An 18,645-nucleotide genomic window follows, 5' to 3' on the forward strand; every position below is an offset into this window, starting at 1 on the left:
CTCAAAATATTAATTTTGAGAAAGCCTTTTATTTTTAGTATGAATAAATCAATGTGTAGTACCTTGTAAAGTATTTGTAAGGAACGCTCTTTGATTGATCTCCTTTTTCAAAAATTAGTGAGTTAGCCATAATATCTCTATCTACAAAACTCCATCCATCTTGCTCCATCATATCGATAAAAGGTTCCATTTTTCCGCGCTTTACTAAGTAGGGGTATTGATTATCTATCGGTTCTACTTCCACCATTTCTTTATCTTGAATAACCATCTTAGACATAGCTAAAGCAAATGGAACTGGGTTTCCTTCTTGGAAAATAACATCCCTTTTATAAAAAATAAATATGGATAGTGAGGTGCATACTAGCAATGTGAATATAAAGAATTTTGACTTAAACAAGTGGTTCACATCCTTTATTTACAAGCTTATACTACTTTCAATGTATTACAAGAAATTCCCTTCTGAAAAAGAATGAACAAAAGTTCAAAAGTGTATTTACATTTGTTCAACTAAGGGTTAGAATGAAGTTGTTAAAAGATATGAGGAGTGAAGATAATGAACATTGCAAAGTTAATTGACCATACAATTTTAAAACCAAATTCTACAAAAGAAGATGTTATGAAAGTAATCGAAGAGGCAAAGCAATACAAATTTGCTTCAGTTTGTATTAATCCTACATGGGTAAAGCTAGCTGCAGAAGAATTAGCTGGACATGATGTAGACGTTTGTACTGTAATCGGTTTCCCATTAGGAGCAAGCACTACTGAAACAAAAGCATTCGAAACAAAAGATGCTATCGCAAAAGGTGCAACTGAAGTTGATATGGTAATCAACGTAGGTGCTTTAAAAGATGGCGACAATGAGTTCGTTGAAAAAGATATTTATGAAGTAGTACAAGCAGCAAAAGGAAAAGCTCTTGTAAAAGTAATCATTGAAACTTGCCTTCTAACAGATGAAGAAAAAGTTCGTGCTTGTGAATTATCAGTAAAAGCTGGCGCTGATTTCGTAAAAACTTCAACTGGATTCTCAACTGGCGGAGCAACTGCTGAAGATATCGCGTTAATGCGTAAAACAGTTGGACCAAACGTTGGCGTGAAAGCATCTGGCGGCGTTCGTACACGTGAAGATGCAGACAAAATGGTAGAGGCTGGAGCTTCTCGCGTTGGAGCAAGTGCTAGTGTTGCAATCGTATTAAATGATGCAAAAGGTGCTACAGATAACTACTAATTAATAAAGTGTGAAAAGCAATAGATACACAACGTATAGTGTATCTATTGCTCTAACAATTGAAAAAAATGTAAGCGGATACGAATGGGAGGAGACGGCTTATGAAATACTTAATCGGTGTTTTAGGCCTCGTATTGATTTTAGGTATCGCTTGGCTTGCTAGTAATGATAGAAAGAAAGTCAAATATCGCCCAATCATAACGATGGTTATATTACAATTCATTTTGGGGTTTTTATTATTAAATACAAGCGTAGGGAATATATTAATTAGCGGAATAGCAGATGGTTTTGGAGAATTATTAAAATATGCCGCTGATGGTGTGAATTTCGTATTTGGTGGATTAGTAAATCAAAAAGAGTTTTCATTCTTTTTAAGTGTATTAATGCCAATCGTATTTATATCAGCTTTAATAGGTATTTTGCAACACATTAAAGTATTACCTATTATTGTGAAATCTATCGGTCTAGTATTAAGTAAAGTAAATGGAATGGGGAAATTAGAATCATATAACGCGGTAGCTTCTGCGATTTTAGGACAATCTGAAGTGTTTATTTCAGTTAAGAAACAACTAGGGTTATTGCCAGAGAAAAGAATGTATACATTATGTGCATCTGCAATGTCTACGGTATCTATGTCTATCGTTGGATCATATATGGTGTTATTAAAACCGCAATATGTTGTAACCGCTTTAGTGCTTAACTTATTCGGTGGCTTCATTATTGCTTCTATCATTAACCCGTATGAAGTTACTGAAGAAGAAGATATGTTAGAAGTACAAGAAGAAGAGAAAAAGACATTCTTTGAAGTATTAGGGGAATACATTATAGATGGATTTAAAGTTGCGATTACAGTAGCAGCTATGTTAATTGGTTTCGTTGCTCTTATCGCATTCATTAATGCAGTATTTAAAGGTGTAATCGGTATCTCATTCCAAGAAATTCTTGGCTATGTATTTGCACCATTTGCATTTATTATGGGTGTACCTTGGCATGAAGCAGTTAATGCCGGAAATATTATGGCAACAAAATTAGTATCAAATGAATTTGTTGCGATGACAGATTTAGCAAAAGGAAACTTTAATTTCTCAGATAGAACGACAGCGATTATATCTGTATTCTTAGTTTCATTTGCAAACTTCTCTTCAATTGGGATTATTGCAGGGGCAGTTAAGAGCTTAAATGAAAAACAAGGGAATGTAGTCGCAAGATTTGGTTTGAAATTACTTTTCGGTGCAACGTTAGTAAGTTTCTTATCAGCAACAATCGTGGGCTTATTATTTTAACAGATTCATATAATATAAAAAGGAATGGTGATTGTAATGAGAATGGTAGATATTATTGCGAAAAAACGTGATGGAAAAGAATTAACGACTGAAGAAATTAATTTCTTTATTAACGGTTATACAGACGGAAGTATTCCTGACTATCAAGCGAGTGCACTTGCAATGGCAATTTTCTTTAAAGATATGACGGATCGTGAACGTGCAGATTTAACGATGGCAATGGTTGAGTCTGGAGAAACAATCGACTTATCAGCAATTGAAGGCATTAAAGTAGATAAGCATTCAACTGGCGGTGTTGGTGATACGACAACATTAGTATTAGGACCATTAGTCGCTGCTTTAGATGTACCAGTAGCAAAAATGTCTGGTCGTGGTTTAGGACATACGGGCGGGACAATTGATAAATTAGAAGCGGTAGAAGGATTCCACGTTGAAATTACGAAAGAACAGTTCATTGATATTGTAAACCGTGACAAAGTGGCTGTTATCGGACAAACAGGAAACTTAACACCTGCTGATAAAAAGATTTATGCATTACGTGATGTAACAGGAACAGTAAATTCAATTCCTCTAATTGCAAGTTCAATTATGAGTAAAAAAATTGCAGCTGGTGCTGATGCAATCGTACTTGATGTAAAAACAGGTGCTGGTGCATTTATGAAAACCGAAGAAGATGCAAAAGAATTAGCTCATGCAATGGTACGTATCGGAAATAATGTTGGACGTCAAACGATGGCAGTAATTTCAGATATGTCACAACCTCTTGGTTTTGCGATTGGTAACGCTCTAGAAGTGAAGGAAGCAATTGATACTTTAAAAGGCGAAGGTCCAGAAGATCTAACAGAATTAGTACTTGTATTAGGTAGCCAAATGGTTGTACTTGCGAAAAAAGCAAATACATTGGAAGAAGCTCGTGAAATGCTAATTGAAGTGATGAAAAATGGAAAAGCAACTGAGAAATTTAAAGAGTTCTTAAGCAACCAAGGCGGAGACAGCTCGATTGTAGACAATCCAGAAAAAATGCCACAAGCGAAGTATGTAATTGATGTACCTGCAAAAACTTCAGGTGTGATTTCAAACATTGTTGCAGATGAAATCGGTATCGCAGCTATGTTATTAGGTGCAGGTCGTGCGACAAAAGAAGATGAAATCGATTTAGCGGTAGGATTAATGTTACGTAAAAAAGTTGGCGATGCAGTAAAAGAAGGCGAGCCGTTCGTAACGATCTATGCAAATCGCGAAAATGTAGAAGATGTAAAAGCAAAAATCTATGAGAACATTTCTATCGCTGAAACAGCAGTGGCTCCTAAATTAGTTCATACAGTTATTACTGACTAATCATAATTACATTTACTTTGAGGAGGAAATAATATGGATAAGAAAAAATATATCGAAGAAGCAAATAAGATGTTGTCAAAAGCATATATTCCGTATTCTAAATTTCCTGTTGGTGCAGCATTAGTTACGAAAGAAGGTAAAATCTATACTGGTTGTAATATAGAAAACGCTTCTTACGGTTTATGTAACTGTGCAGAAAGAACAGCGATCTTTAAAGCAGTATCAGAAGGTGAGCGCGACTTTAGTTACTTAGTCATTACAGGAGAAACTGACGGACCTATTTCACCATGTGGTGCTTGTAGACAAGTGATTGCTGAATTTTGTAATCCGAAAATGCCAGTTTTACTAACGAATGTAAAAGGCGATGAAAAAGAAGTGACTGTAGAGCAGTTACTGCCTGGCGCCTTCTCAATTGAAGATTTAAAATAAGTTAAAAGGCCATTCCACAATTAATAGTTGGGGAATGGTCTTTTTTATTTTCAAAAAATAAAACGCAAGACTAACAATGTAATACTCTGTTCATATTCCGTTCATAAACTTTGCGTAAAATGATTGCAGTGAATAAAGAAAGTGACAATATGAATTGTCGTTCTACAGCAGGAGGAATATGATGAAGAAATTATATAATGCAGCATTCATTTACTTAATTATTGGTTTATTATCAGGTGTATTTGCAAGAGAGTATACGAAAGCGCAAGGAATTAAAGGATCCACTATGTTGCAATTAGTGCATACACACGTATTAGTGCTCGGCTTCGTATTCTTTTTGATCGCTTTAGCTCTATTTAAAGTATTTAATGTCCGTGAAACAAAAAGTTTTCGTGCGTGGTTTGTTGTTTATAATGTAGGATTAATTTTTACTATTGCTACAATGGTATTTAGAGGTCTTCTACAAGTAAATGGAACTGACTTTAATGGTTTAAGCCATATGGCTGGATTAGGTCATGTCATTATAAGTGTTGGGCTCGTTTGGTTTATGATTTTGCTCAAAAAATCTTTTAAATAGATAGGAGTGGAGAGTATGAGTTTAGCACTTTTATCAAGTATAGTAGCGGTTTGTATGGCCGTTGGAGTTATGTTTCTTCGCTTTAAGTCAGCGAAAAAACCGGTAACGAAAAAGAAAATTATATTACCGCCAATTTTTATGAGCACTGGTGCAATGATGTACTTCTTACCAGAGTTTCGATTAACGTCTTTAGAAATAGTAGAGGCAATTAGCGTAGGACTTATTTTCTCTATATTTCTTATTAAAACATCTAAGTTCGAAATAAGAGGCGAAGACATATATATGAAACCATCAAAAGCGTTCATATTTATTTTAGTTGGTTTATTAGCTGTTCGGGTAGCATTGAAATCATATTTAAGTCAGTCGATTGATTTAACCCAATTAAGTGGAATGTTTTTCTTACTCGCTTTTGCGATGATTGTATCGTGGAGAATTGCGATGTATCGCTCGTTTACTAAATTAGAAAAGACAATAAAAAGAGCTGGAATTTCTATATAGGAATTTCAGCTCTTTTTATGTTTTATACGATTGTTTTTTTAGCTTTGATTTCATTTGCTTAATTTTAAACGTATTTGAGCATCTTGTAATGCAACTGGTGTAACGTTAAGACCATTTTGATCAACGATTTTTGTGTTTAATAAAATGGAATCTAAGCTCCCGCGAAATGTTTTTGTATAGTTTTGACGCAACATTTGTTGTTCTTGTTTTTCATCAACTGTTAATCCAGATGTTCTTTCTTTTTTTGATAATTCGTTAATACGGAATAAAATGTTTTTCATTTGTTTTCACCTCTAGTTAGATTTAATTACATTAGTTACTTACTAATGTATAGTTATTTTAACCTATCTTTTAATAAGTGTCAATGCCTATAAACATTCCTTGTTTTGTAAGTGTATGGGGTGATAAAGAATGAAAAAACTACAAATACTTGAAATAGAAAAGATGTTAATATACAATACCTAAGTAGGGTATATAGGGTGTTATTTTACTTTATGAGAGTAATAAGCAAAAAGGAGTACGTAATAATGAATTCAGTAATTTCAAGGAAAGAAACAATCATATCATATAGCATTGCAATTCTATTTATATTAGCGATGGTTACAGCTGGTGTACTATTAGATGATCCAGAAGTAATTTTGCCGGAAATAGCTGCGATGGCAATAGCTTTATGGGCATATCGTGAGCCGGGATGGCTAAGACAACCAGAAAAAATCTTTATTGCGCCGTCAATAACAGCTGTTATTGGTTTTGCAGTGAATCAAATGGATATTTCCTATATAGGAAAAGTTAGCTTAACACTTATATTAATGATGTTGTTTTTACGTGTTATTCAATCCAATTTAGCACCATCTATTGCGACAGGTTTATTACCATTAGTAACAAATGCGACGGAATGGTCATTTGTTATCTCAGTCTTCGTTTTGACATTTATTTTAATGATTGGTGTTCTTATTTTTAAATTGAATAACGGTATTGAGAGAAAAGTTAAAATCCAATATAAATATATGGTTGTATTTCTATTTTTAAATTTTGTATGGATCAGTTTATGTTGGATAACTGGTTATGAACAATTAGCGGTTATTCCGCCAATTCTAGTCGTTGTGTATGAATCACTTCAAAAACCGATGTACAATGAAAAAATGGCATTTAAACAAATAGTAGTATTAACTATATCGGCGACTGTTGGAACTTTATTGTATTTTGCAATTGATTCATGGATTGTAGTCACTTTATTAAATATGATATTGATGCTTATTTTATTAAAAATCGTTGGAGTACGTATTCCAGTAGCGTATGCATTCCCATTACTTCCGCTCGTATTTCCTGATGAAATGATAAAGATGTTACCAGTAGGTTCATTTGTTGCAGGGGTATTTTTATTTGGTGCAGTACTACTGTATAAAAAATGGGAGATGAAGCAGAAGGGGATGCAGAAGAGTTAAAAATAATTTGTAAAAAAGGTAAGTTCAAGTCACTTGAACTTACCTTTTTTATTTATACCCAATATAAGGATATATCATAAAGTCCAATTAAAATGAGTAGTACCCCTCTATATATGAGATGTTAAGTATATGGAATAAATGTCAAGAAATTGTGGAGTGGTATGCATAATTGTGAGTGAAATGTGCCTAGTGAAGAAAGTATTACTGTCTAAATGAACACTATTAATTGACGAAAAATTATAACAATAATAAAATGAATGGTGTTAGATAATTAGTTTTTTAATCATACATAGAACGCTAGGGGGATTATTATGAAATCAACATTTTTTGCTCAAAATAGAGAACGATTAGTAAACACATTACCGGATGAATCTATTACTATTTTATTTGCTGGGCAAGCACCTCATATGTCAGCCGATGCACATTATAAATTTGTGCCAAATCGAAATTTTTTCTATGTAACAGGAATCGATGAACCAAATGTTATTTTCATGTTGAAGAAGTTTGGAAATAGTGTGGAAGAGACCCTTTTCATTGAAAAGTCAGATCCAGTAATGGAAAAATGGGTCGGTAAAACAGTTTCTAACGAGGAAGCAGAGAAAATTTCAGGTATAAAGAAAGTTGTATATTTAGATAGCTTTGAAAAGACAATGTCAAATATACTTTTTACAGAAAATGTGAAGCATCTATATTTAGATTTAGAGCAGCGTGAATGGAATGGAACGGAGACAAAAACGTTAGCATTTGCTAAACATGTAAGAGAACAGTATCCACACGTTTTAATTGGTAATGTATATCCGAATATTTGTGAATTACGAGTGTTTAAAACAGAAGAAGAAGTTGAAATCATTAAAGAAGCGATTGCTGTAACGAAAGAGGGCATTTACAACGTACTTAAGCATGCAAAAGCTGACATGATGGAGTATGAATTAGAAGCTCAGTTTGATTTCACATTGAAATCATCTGGAATTAAGCATCATGCGTTTAATACAATTTTGGCAAGTGGAAAAAATGCTACAGTTCTTCATTATGAAGATAATGATGCACAAATTCAAAATGGTGATTTAGTACTGCTAGATTTAGGTGCTCAAAAAGATTACTACAACGCTGATATTAGTTACACATTCCCAGCTAGTGGAACATTCTCTAGTCGCCAAAAACAAATATATAATATAGTGTTAAAAGCATTGAAAGAAACAACTGAGCTTATTAAGCCAGGATTAAAGTTTACTGCATTAAATGAGCATACAAAAAAGGTACTGGCAGAAAAGTGTAAAGCAATTGGTTTAATTCAAGAAGATGAAGAGTTATCAAAATACTATTATCATGGCGTCAGCCATTTCCTTGGTTTAGATACTCACGATGTAGGAACATACAAAGATAGAGTGTTAGAAGAAGGTATGGTTATAACAATCGAACCTGGTCTTTATATTGAAGAAGAATCAATTGGAATTCGTATTGAGGATGATATCCTTGTAACGAAAGATGGGTATGAAAACTTGTCAAAAGATATCATTAGAACAGTTGAAGAGATTGAAGAGTTTATGAGTGAAAATAATGTGAATGTAAAAGAAGATGAAGTTGTTACGAAATAATTATTAGAAGAGGCGCTCAATTTTGGGCGTCTTTTTATTTGGTCCATTTTAAACCTCCATATTTTCTTGAAAATTGTCTTCTATAATAATCTTGAAAAAGAAAAAGGAGGGATTTTCATTGAAGAGATTTGTATTAACAGCAGTTACAGTCTCCGTAATATCTTTAATTGCTGCATGTTCTGCGACCACGAATACAACAAATGATCATAAAAATATGGACGATAAAAAAACAACACAGACTGAAACGGCTACAAAACCATTGAAAGTTGTAAAAGGGCCAGAAGTTACTTTAGTAGCGAAAGAAGAAAAGCAAAAGCTAAGTAACGGTGTTATTGTTCCAGTCTGGACATTTAATGGCTCATCCCCAGGTCCAGAAATTAGAGTGAAAAAAGGTGAAAAGGTTAAAGTGACATTAAAAAATGAATTATCTGCACCAGTATCTATTCATTGGCATGGGTATCCTGTCCCAAATAACATGGATGGAATTCCAGGTGTGACGCAAGATGCGGTTGAAGCAGGAAAAAGTTTCACCTATGAATTTGAAGCGAACGTATCAGGAACGTATTGGTATCATTCACATCAAGATTCTCTAAATCAACTAGATAGAGGCTTGTATGGTGCTCTTATTGTAGAGGATACAAATGAAAAGTATGATAAAGATTACACATTAATGTTAGATGAATGGGTAACAGATGAAGAAGAAATTAATAAGCAGTTAAAAGAAATGACAAAAGGGAAAACAGAAAAAGCAGACGGTAATAAATCTAAGGGTAATGAAAATACGAAAAAGAATGATGATATGAAAGGCATGGATCATTCCGGTATGGACATGAAGAGTGATAAAAAAGACTCTGGCAATATGGCAGGAATGGACCATGGAAAGATGAAGATGGAAGGTCATGATATGAGTATGTATGATTTATTCACAATCAGTGGTAAAAGTGGGGATTTAGTAGAACCATTAAAAGTGAATAAAGGAGATAAAGTTCGTCTTCGACTCGTTAATGCTGGTTATCTATCACATGATATACATGTTCACGGTCATGATATAAAAGTAATTGCGACAGATGGTCAACCAATAAACGATCCAAAAGTTATAAAGGATCAAGTAATTTCAATCGCACCGGGTGAACGTTATGATATTGAATTTACTGCTAATAATACTGGGAAATGGTATGTGGAAGACCACTCAGCAAATAAAGGTGCCAAAGGAATGAAAGCTGTTATTGAATATGATGGCAGCAAAGAGATGAAAGATAAAGCAGATGAAAAAGAAAAATTATCGAAATTAGATATGACGAAATATGGTGCTAAAAAATTAGGTAGTTTCACGTTAGATCAGCAGTATACTGCCACATATAATATGGACTTGAATACGCAAATGAATGGAAATGAAATGGTATATACAATTAATGGAAAGGTATTTCCGGATATTGACCCAATTCCAGTGAAAAAGGGTGATTTAGTAAAAGTAAAATTGGTAAATCGTTCTAAAATGGACGATCACCCGATGCATTTACACGGTCATTTCTTCCAAGTGTTAAGTAAAGATGGAAAACCGATAGAAGGTTCCCCAATTGTGAAAGATACATTGAACTTAAAACCAGGAGAAGAATATGAAGTAGCCTTTGTAGCAGACAATCCGGGTGAATGGATGTTCCACTGTCATGATTTACACCATGCTTCAGCCGGGATGGTAACAGAAGTGAAATATACAGATTACAAATCTGATTATGTTCCAAACCCTAACATTCCTAATAAGCCAGAATAATATGAAGCAGTTATCCGATGGATAGCTGCTTATTCATTTTCGTTGCAAGTGTTAATGCATATGTTGATCGTGCCCGGATGAAGATGGGGGAGTATGATCGGGGAATGTCACGAACACGGCAACGATAATTACCACACTAATTGAAAGTAATAATAAAAAACGCCGTTGGATAAAAGTAGAAAAGGTTTCTGATAAAAGTTGAATTATACATGACATAGTTATTGTTATAGTAAGTAAAAGACTAATGAACAGTATACTGTGGGCTTGTTGAGCGTTTAACATTTCTGTAATCATTGCTCCCATCATACTTGCCATTAATCCAGAGAACATTCCTTCTAAAGCAGTAAATAGGTGAAACCGTAGACCGACTAAAAAACCGATACAACTACTAATCAAAATCGCAAGCAAAGTAGAATATAGTAATTCTCCTTTAAAGAGAATACCTAAATAAAAACCTATACTTAAACCGATACTCATACTAAAAGACATAATAAATACCATATACTCCATTAGGGTACCCTTACGTTTAGAAATATATGATGTGATAATAATCGAGATACAACAAAGTGTTAAGGCAGTTAACGTATAAGCGAACATCATGATACCTCCCTGTCCTATCATTCACTTCATCATATGTTCAAATGGAGAGTACTTATGCATATTTATATCTGCAAATTATCTGCACAATTTTAAAAAGGTAAGTTCAATATAATTTTCAAATAATGATGGTTATCTTAGTGGACGATGCTTCATAAAGAATTGTTGTATTTTTATTTTGAGAGAATATATGTAAGCAAGTAGTAGTGAATGGAAAAGATGTTCGATTTTTGAGCGTCTTTTTTGTCTATAAGCATGAGAAAGAAAGTGTTATATAATGAGTTTCTATTGTGAAGCCATAAAGAATAGGCGTATAATATTATAGGTCTCCCATTTGTGAGGCAAACCGCGAATGATAAATAAGATGGTTGTTTTATCATCGCTTCTAAACAGATAGACAATGAAAGTAACACTGGAATACAGATAGGGAGTTAGAAGATGAAATTAATTATTGCCGAGAAACCAGATCAAGGTTTGGCTCTTGTTTCACAGTTTAAATATCGCCGGAAAGATGGGTATTTAGAAGTAGAAGCAAATGAGTTATTTCCAAATGGAGCGTACTGTACATGGGCAATTGGTCATTTGACGCAGTTATGTAATCCAGAACATTATCACGCTGAGTGGAAGAAATGGTCACTTAATACATTGCCGATGATTCCAGAGCGTTTTCAATTTGAGGTAACAAAGTCAAAGTATAAGCAATTTAACGTTGTGAAACAGCTGTTACATAATCCACAGGTAACAGAAATTATTCACGCGGGCGATGCTGGGCGTGAAGGGGAACTGATTGTAAGAAATATTATTAATCTTTGCAACGTGCAAAAGCCAATGAAGCGTCTTTGGATTTCATCTTTAACGAAGCAAGCTATTTATCAAGGATTTAAAAACTTACTAGATGAAGCAGATACGATTAATACGTATTACGAAGCATATACAAGATCTTGCGCTGACTGGGTCGTTGGTATGAATGCATCGCGTGTCTTTAGTATTTTGCTAAAGAAAAAAGGAATGAATGATGTGTTTTCCGCTGGTCGTGTACAAACACCAACATTAGCACTCATCGTAAAGCGTGAGAAAGAAATTGAGAACTTTAAGTCAGAGCCGTTTTGGGAAGTTTTCGCAACCTTTAATATAGAAGGAAAGAAGTATGAGGGGAAATGGGAGAAAGATAATGAGTCCCGCTTAAATGATCCTGATTTGGCAAATAAAATTGCAGCGTTTTGTCAAAACAAACCGGCTGTAGTAAAAGAAATGAAAACGGAGCGTAAAGAGTTTCAGCCGCCGTTTTTATTTAATTTATCAGCACTGCAAGCAACGGCGAATAAAGCCTTTAAATTTTCACCGAAAAAGACGCTAGATATCACGCAAGCACTATATCAAAAAGGGATAGTCTCTTATCCACGTTCGGATTCTAACTATGTTACACAAGGAGAAGCAGCGACTTTCCCTGATATTTTACAGAAGTTAAGTCAGTTTGATGAATATAAAGGTTTATTGCCAGCACCAATTGAATCAATTATGAATAATAAGCGTTATGTGAATGAAAAGAAAGTTACAGATCACTACGCAATTATACCGACAGAGCAAGTGACAAATCCAAGCAAACTATCAGGTGATGAAAAGAAAATTTACGATATGATCGTAAGAAGACTTATTGCGGCGCATTATGAAGTAGCAATCTTTGACTACACAACGATTACAACTCTTGTAGACGAACGTGCTGCGTTCATTTCGAAAGGAAAACAGCAAATTCAAGAAGGTTGGCGTAAAGTCATTTTCCAAGACGATAAAGATGACGAAACGATTCTTCCAATTGTAGCTGAAGGTGAACAAGGAAAAGTTGTAAAGGTGAAAGTGAAAGAAGGAAAAACACAGCCACCGAAACGTTATACAGAAGGACAACTAATTACGTTAATGAAAACGGCCGGTAAGTATTTAGAAAATGAAGAGCTTGAGAAAGTATTGAAGAAAACAGAAGGTTTAGGTACTGAGGCCACTCGTGCTGGTATTATTACAATGCTGAAAGACCGTAAATATATAGATGTACAGAAAAACCAAGTGTACGCAACCGATAAAGGGAAAGTATTAATTACAGCAATCGGTGATAAAATACTAGCTTCACCAGAAATGACAGCAAAATGGGAGCAACGCCTTGCGGAAATTGGAGAAGGTACAGCTTCACCAGCGACATTTATGGAGCAAACGAAAAAGCTATCAGCTAAAATTATTGAAGACGCGGTAGAAATGTCGGAGAAATGGGATTTCACCGGATTACATGTTGAATCGATTGAGCGAAAAGGATCGAAATTTACAACAGGTAAAAAGGTCGGTAGCTGCAAAAAGTGTGATGGCGATGTGATTGATAAGTCAACGTTTTACGGTTGTTCTAACTACAATACAACACAATGTGACTTTACCATCTCGAAGAAGATTTTAAGCAAAGCTATTTCGCAAAAAAACATGACGAAACTATTAAAAGGTGAGAAGACCGATTTAATTAAAGGCTTTAAAAAAGGCGAGAAAGCGTTTGATGCGAAGTTAGAGTGGAAAGATAATAAGATTAATTTTGTGTTTGAGAATTAAGTGATTTTAACAAATGAAAAAGCTCTTTCCCGAGTAAAATGTTCTGTATTAGGTTTAAAAATATAGATATAAAAGAAAAAGCATGACAATTTTATGTCATGCTTTTTTATTTTATAATTACAGAGTTTTGTATACTAGCACTAAAATTCATTTGAAATAATTGTTTGAAAAGATGGTATGAAATAGTGTTAAGTAGCAATAAAGTCTTTTAAAATATAAAAAAGTTGTTTAAAGATCCTTCTTTAACTAAACGGCAGATTAGTTTTAATACAATGTTTGTTTTATCATTTAACCAAAGTGATAGAAGGTCAAAGAAAAGGCAGTAATAAAGAAGTGCCATTCCTAATGTGGACTGGCACTTGGTAAGGTGTAAAATTCATTATTTGATTTCGGCTGAGGAATTTGATTCATCTATTTTTCCTGTACTTTATTATGATTCCTTAGACAGCCTTTTCTGTTTTAAATACCCATTGTTGGAGAGGTGGTTGATAATACGGTATCATCCACCCTAAAATTTTGCCGATAAAATAGGCGGCAATTAGTGTGCCGATTCCGATTGAGCCTAATGATTGAATGAAAACTATACAGATTGCACCAGCCACACAAATGTTTATTAAATCGCTCAAAATTTTTGCTTTACCGAATTTTAAATTAAATTTTTCACTAATTGCATAAGTTAACGCATCATACGGCATTAATGGCAGTTTCGCTGTTGTATAGCCCATTAAACCGACCGCTATAACAAATAAACTAACAATCAAATATACACTTCGAGCAAGGAGAGTTTCAGGTGCAGGGAAAAGCTGTACAAGGAAGAGCGTTGCATCCATGAAAAAACCAAATAAAAACGAAATAATGAATTGACTCACAAATTCATTTAACTCCATTCGTTTACTTAATATCACTTGAATAATAATGTATAAAACATTTGCAAGCGCCATTGTCACACCAACCGATAAACCAATCGTTAGCGTACTTGCATATGCTAATGATGACACAGGCGATACACCAAATCCTGCTTGAATCGACATGCTAATGCCAATCGACATAAAAAATAACCCGAGCACGTATAAGATGATGCGCTTCAAGGTTCTGCTCCAATGATTCATAGTATCTCTCACTTTCTAGTTAATATTATCAATATAAAGACTATAGCTATAGAATTAAATATAACGCTAAATTCGACATATGAAAAATATATATATGATAAACTAATTATATCAAAAAACATATGATGGAGAGATACAATGGATTTCAGGCAATTATATTACTTTAAAGAAATTGTGAAACAAGGAAGCATTTCTAAGGCAGCAGAAGTGCTCCATATCGCGCAGCCCCCACTTAGCCAATTATTAAAAAAGCTTGAAACTGATCTTGGCACAACTTTAATTCATCGATATCGTCAAAAATGGGAGCTTACAGCAACAGGTGAAATACTATACCAATATGCCAATCAAATGTTAATGCAAATTCAAGATGTAAAGCAGCAAATTCAAGAAATTGAACAAGGTATAGGCGGAACAGTAAGTATCGGTGTATCGTCTACATGTTCGAATATGCTCATTGACTATGTTAGTACGTTTAGAACACAATACCCTAATGTCAAAATAAAAATAGTAACTGGAAATTCAGAAGAATTATTAAAAAGACTAGAACAAAGAGAAATTGATGTTGCCTTACTTTTACGATTGGGAAATAGTGAACAATATGAGATGAAAATATTAAAAAAACAACCAACCGCTGTGATTATTCCATCAAGTTGGGCAGCATCGTTTTCATCACAGCATGTGACGATTGAACAGATTGCCCAGTTTCCATTCAGTATGCTAGGAGCAATGGAAGGACTCTCCTTCAATGAAGACCTTTTCAAAGTATTTGATGAACATCAAGTCAAGCCAAATATCATTATCGAGTGTAAAGATATAAGGATGGTTGTAGCACTTGTTAGTAGAGGACTAGGATTATCCGTTATTCCAAGAATGGATTACACATCATCATTTTTAGAACATACAACGCTTTTTGAATTGAAACAATTTGATTTTCAGTTAGAGCCTGTAATAGTAAAATTAAAAGACCAAAGAATTTCCAAAGTAGCATCTCAATTTTGGGAAATGGCTGATTAGGAGATATGAACAAAGCAAAAATAGCCCCCAATCAAGTAATAAAGACATCTTACGAAAAATTGAGCCGGGATAAAAAGTTCTTTACTAATTTGAAAAACGCAGTAATTACATTACTTATTAGTAAAGAGCTTTTTATATAAGGACATAAGTGGTTTCAACAAATGAAAAAGCTCTTTCCCGAGTAAAATGTTCTGTATTAGGTTTAAAAATATAGATATAAAAGAAAAAGCATGACAATTTTATGTCATGCTTTTTTATTTTATAATTACAGAGTTTTGTATACTAGCACTAAAATTTATTTGAAATAATTGTTTGGAAAGGTGTTATTAAATTGGACGTTTATATCATTTCTTTTATATAAAGGAAAAATAAGAAATTAGAAAATAAAAACAAGCAATGAAGAGAACAGCTGAAAGTAGCTTACACCGATGTTTATAAAAAGTTATAGAGCATTTCTTTGAATGAGGGATGCTTTTTGTTTTTGCTTGGAATAAAATTATACAACAAAAATATTATATAAAATAATAAAAATTTATTGTAAAACAATAAAATATATAATAAAATCAAAATCAGAATAAATAAGTGAGGTGCTTTTTATGGAAAAGGTAACAGCGTTGTTTTTAAAATTAGAGGAGGTATAACTATGGACATTAACAATTTAATTATTGAAAATATGGATAATCCTCATGAGTTGGAGAGAATGTATAGAAAAGACCCAAAAGCTTTTAAAAAGTCATTCTCACAAGCATGGGTCCAAAACCCTGATTCTCAGGTGCTAGGTGCTTGGTATGAAAGGTTGCATTTCAAGGAAACGACAAATAAAGAAAAAGTATCGTTGTTTCAAAAAGGTTTCTTATTCATGGGCATGTTAGCTATTCTAGCTGGGCTAAGCACTAGAATCATTTTCCACTTTGTCGAGCAGGAAGCAATTGCTCCAATTAACCTGGCTTTTGGTATAATTCCCTTTATCGCTGCCTATTTTGTTTACAATAATACTCCGGAAAAAAGTATTATTTATTTCCTTGCATCGTTATTCCTGATTTCCGGGTTGTATCTTAATATGTTGCCATTAAATTATAAAGACAGCAGTATCCTTGCTTATTTACATCTTCCTATATTGTTATGGGTCTTATTGGGACTTGCGTTTACGGGAAATGAATATTCAAAAGGCAGTACAAGATTAGCTTATATTAAATTTAATTTAGAATATTGTCTTCTCTACGCGAGCATGGCAGTGAGCGGAATGATACTAGCAGTATTCACTATGCGATTATTTAGCTTTGTTGACTTGGATATAGGAGAATTCTATTTTAGTAATGTTGTTTTATTTGGAGCTGCCGCTCTCGCTGTAGTGGCTGCATACTTAGTATCATTGAATCTTAAACTTGCTAAAAATATTACACCATACATATCTAAAATTTTTAGTCCTCTCGTCCTGATCACATTGTTGATCTATCTTATAACGGTTATATGGGTCGGGAAAAATCCGTTCTTGGACCGCAATTTCCTAATGGCCTTCAACGGAATACTCCTTGGTGTACTGGCTGTTACTATATTTTCTATCGTTGAGAGTGATTCAGACGAGAGAAAGAACATTTCAGATTATATAAACTTTGCCTTAATTGTTCTTGCGCTTATTATTGACACTGTCGCACTGTCAGCCATCGTATTCAGACTTTCTTCTTACGGGATTACACCTAATAGACTTGCTGTTTTAGGAGTAAACATACTGATCTGGGCAAATCTAATTTGGATTATGTTTTCCTATATGCGTTTTCTACAAAACAAATCAGGACCGACAGCTATCCAAGATACCGTTACGAAGTATTTGCCAATCTACGGACTTTGGGCAGCTTTCGTTATATTTACTTTTCCTATAATGTTTAATTAGAAAGGCTTTGTTAATGTAACGACAAGCTAATTTTCTATAACGTATAAAATCCTTAGAGCCGATAAGCAGCGTTAATTCTATAATTTCTCGACAAAAAAAACGTCCCAAAGTAGGACGTTTTTTTATGTGTATTGCTGCTTTTTCTTGATAAGCAATAACACTTGTGAAACACAAGTCAGAACGGGCAACTCAATTAACGGCCCAATCACTAATGCAAGTGCAATAAGAGGCTCGTCTGGAAAAGCTGTTACAGCAATAGCGAGTGCAACAGGCGAGTTTCTCGCTAATGTTGTTAAGCTGAGGCTGACAGTGTCTTCATAGGATAAATGCATCATACGTCCTACAAACTGTCCTAGTATAAAGTTAATTATGAAGAACAGTAATACTGGTATAAGTAACAATAAAACAACAGTCATATTTTGTAATAAGTACTTACCTTGTGAGGCAAACATCGCTACTATTGCTAAACTTAAAAATACAATTTGGGAAGAGCTGAAAAATGGAATGAGTTTATTCTCAAGTGTTTCAACTTTTTTCATTTTATGCATAATGAATTTTGTAGCGTGCGCAAGTAAAAATGGTAAGACGATTACGATAACAATACTTTCTACTAAAACAGAAACCGCTACAGTTTTCATTACACCAGCAAATAAAAACAAATAAATTGGTAGCAATAATACTTGTAAAATTAAATTTACCGGTAGAATTGATGTAGATAATGCGACGTTACCTTTTGCGATCTCTGTGAAAATTAAATACCAGTCTGTACACGGAGTAACCATTAACATAATAAAGCCAACCCAAAGTGCTGGGTGATCTGAAAGAAATAATGCGCCTAATCCCCAAGCGAGAAGAGGTGTCCATATAAAGTTAATACCTAGGCTTGTTCCAGCGAATTTTAAGTTGCGGAATCCATTTTTTATATCCTTTAATGGAATGCTAAGGAATAATCCATAAAGCATTAAAAATAAGAAGGGGACAATAAATTTTTCCGAATACATATGTACCATATTAAATTGTCCTAATATAACCCCGAATATAACAGCTGCAAGAATGATAAAGGTTTGAATCTTTTCTAAAGTACTCATTAATTAATCCTCTCTATAGGTGAATTTCCCTCTCTAGTTATATTATACAAGGTATTTTACTTATGTGTTTTTGAATTAATCATTTTGACTGAGGAAATATCTTTATTAAATGTTTTTAATTCGAGATTTTTTTCTTTTTAAAAAGTTACTTGACTAAAGTAAGTAGGTATATTACAATCACTTACATAAGGTAATTAAATAA

The 18,645-nt window shown here is 33.8% G+C and carries 17 protein-coding genes; 12 read left to right on the plus strand and 5 right to left on the minus strand.

Annotation, left to right across the window (positions count from 1 at the left end; all coding sequences use genetic code 11):
* Window positions 1-34: 34 nt before the first annotated feature.
* On the minus strand, window positions 35-397 hold the full coding sequence (locus I6L50_RS15755) for a hypothetical protein (protein WP_002086260.1): 363 nt from the start codon (window positions 395-397) through the stop codon (window positions 35-37).
* A 156-nt stretch (window positions 398-553) separates the two neighbouring features.
* On the opposite strand from I6L50_RS15755, the gene deoC reads away from it, so the two are divergent.
* The 6 genes from deoC to I6L50_RS15785 all read left to right on the plus strand — a co-directional run bounded on the left by deoC (window position 554) and on the right by I6L50_RS15785 (window position 5,350).
* The gene (deoC, locus tag I6L50_RS15760; protein WP_002012110.1) at window positions 554-1,225 is read left to right on the plus strand and encodes a deoxyribose-phosphate aldolase; all 672 of its coding nucleotides are present in this window, start codon (window positions 554-556) and stop codon (window positions 1,223-1,225) included.
* A 101-nt stretch (window positions 1,226-1,326) separates the two neighbouring features.
* Window positions 1,327-2,508: a NupC/NupG family nucleoside CNT transporter gene (locus I6L50_RS15765; protein ID WP_000876193.1), complete on the plus strand. Its 1,182-nt coding sequence runs from the start codon at window positions 1,327-1,329 to the stop codon at window positions 2,506-2,508.
* Between the two features lie 36 nt (window positions 2,509-2,544).
* Complete coding sequence (locus I6L50_RS15770; protein WP_002165965.1) at window positions 2,545-3,846, plus strand: pyrimidine-nucleoside phosphorylase; 1,302 nt, start codon at window positions 2,545-2,547, stop codon at window positions 3,844-3,846.
* A gap of 33 nt (window positions 3,847-3,879) precedes the next feature.
* Window positions 3,880-4,275: a cytidine deaminase gene (locus tag I6L50_RS15775; protein WP_002158324.1), complete on the plus strand. Its 396-nt coding sequence runs from the start codon at window positions 3,880-3,882 to the stop codon at window positions 4,273-4,275.
* 181 nt (window positions 4,276-4,456) lie between these two features.
* Entirely contained in the window at window positions 4,457-4,852 is a 396-nt protein-coding gene (locus I6L50_RS15780) for a DUF2871 domain-containing protein (protein ID WP_002086252.1), read from the plus strand.
* Between the two features lie 15 nt (window positions 4,853-4,867).
* Window positions 4,868-5,350, plus strand: a complete 483-nt coding sequence (locus tag I6L50_RS15785; protein WP_002012104.1) for a CcdC family protein — start codon at window positions 4,868-4,870, stop codon at window positions 5,348-5,350.
* Between the two features lie 50 nt (window positions 5,351-5,400).
* Here I6L50_RS15785 and I6L50_RS15790 read toward each other — a convergent pair whose 3' ends face one another.
* Window positions 5,401-5,631, minus strand: a complete 231-nt coding sequence (locus I6L50_RS15790; protein WP_002035023.1) for a DUF896 domain-containing protein — start codon at window positions 5,629-5,631, stop codon at window positions 5,401-5,403.
* Between the two features lie 246 nt (window positions 5,632-5,877).
* Here I6L50_RS15790 and I6L50_RS15795 point away from each other — a divergent pair, with 246 nt between their 5' ends.
* The 3 genes from I6L50_RS15795 (at window position 5,878) to I6L50_RS15805 (ending at window position 10,161) form a co-directional block, all read left to right on the plus strand.
* A complete protein-coding gene (locus tag I6L50_RS15795; protein WP_219302002.1) occupies window positions 5,878-6,795 on the plus strand; it encodes a hypothetical protein in 918 nt (305 codons plus the stop codon).
* Window positions 6,796-7,106: 311 nt separating this feature from the next.
* The gene (locus I6L50_RS15800; protein WP_219302003.1) at window positions 7,107-8,390 is read left to right on the plus strand and encodes an aminopeptidase P family protein; all 1,284 of its coding nucleotides are present in this window, start codon (window positions 7,107-7,109) and stop codon (window positions 8,388-8,390) included.
* 118 nt (window positions 8,391-8,508) lie between these two features.
* Complete coding sequence (locus tag I6L50_RS15805) at window positions 8,509-10,161, plus strand: multicopper oxidase family protein (protein WP_219302004.1); 1,653 nt, start codon at window positions 8,509-8,511, stop codon at window positions 10,159-10,161.
* Between the two features lie 51 nt (window positions 10,162-10,212).
* On the opposite strand, the gene I6L50_RS15810 is transcribed toward I6L50_RS15805, so the two are convergent.
* Window positions 10,213-10,758 carry a hypothetical protein gene (locus tag I6L50_RS15810; RefSeq protein ID WP_219302005.1) on the minus strand — a complete coding sequence of 182 codons (546 nt, stop codon included), beginning with the start codon at window positions 10,756-10,758 and terminating at the stop codon, window positions 10,213-10,215.
* Window positions 10,759-11,196: 438 nt separating this feature from the next.
* On the opposite strand from I6L50_RS15810, the gene topB reads away from it, so the two are divergent.
* Window positions 11,197-13,341, plus strand: coding sequence for a DNA topoisomerase III (gene topB / locus I6L50_RS15815; protein WP_219302006.1), 2,145 nt, complete (start codon window positions 11,197-11,199; stop codon window positions 13,339-13,341).
* Between the two features lie 440 nt (window positions 13,342-13,781).
* Here the strand turns inward: topB and I6L50_RS15820 are convergent, their stop codons facing one another.
* On the minus strand, window positions 13,782-14,450 hold the full coding sequence (locus tag I6L50_RS15820; RefSeq protein WP_033708127.1) for a YczE/YyaS/YitT family protein: 669 nt from the start codon (window positions 14,448-14,450) through the stop codon (window positions 13,782-13,784).
* A 138-nt stretch (window positions 14,451-14,588) separates the two neighbouring features.
* Here I6L50_RS15820 and I6L50_RS15825 point away from each other — a divergent pair, with 138 nt between their 5' ends.
* Window positions 14,589-15,464, plus strand: coding sequence for a LysR family transcriptional regulator (locus I6L50_RS15825; protein WP_219302007.1), 876 nt, complete (start codon window positions 14,589-14,591; stop codon window positions 15,462-15,464).
* Window positions 15,465-16,107: 643 nt separating this feature from the next.
* The gene (locus tag I6L50_RS15830; RefSeq protein WP_219302008.1) at window positions 16,108-17,355 is read left to right on the plus strand and encodes a DUF4153 domain-containing protein; all 1,248 of its coding nucleotides are present in this window, start codon (window positions 16,108-16,110) and stop codon (window positions 17,353-17,355) included.
* A gap of 122 nt (window positions 17,356-17,477) precedes the next feature.
* On the opposite strand, the gene I6L50_RS15835 is transcribed toward I6L50_RS15830, so the two are convergent.
* A complete protein-coding gene (locus tag I6L50_RS15835; RefSeq protein ID WP_219302009.1) occupies window positions 17,478-18,443 on the minus strand; it encodes an arsenic resistance protein in 966 nt (321 codons plus the stop codon).
* Window positions 18,444-18,645 lie beyond the last annotated feature (202 nt).

The organism is Bacillus sp. FDAARGOS_1420, assembly GCF_019344915.1.
Classification (GTDB): Bacteria; Bacillota; Bacilli; order Bacillales; family Bacillaceae_G; genus Bacillus_A; species Bacillus_A mycoides.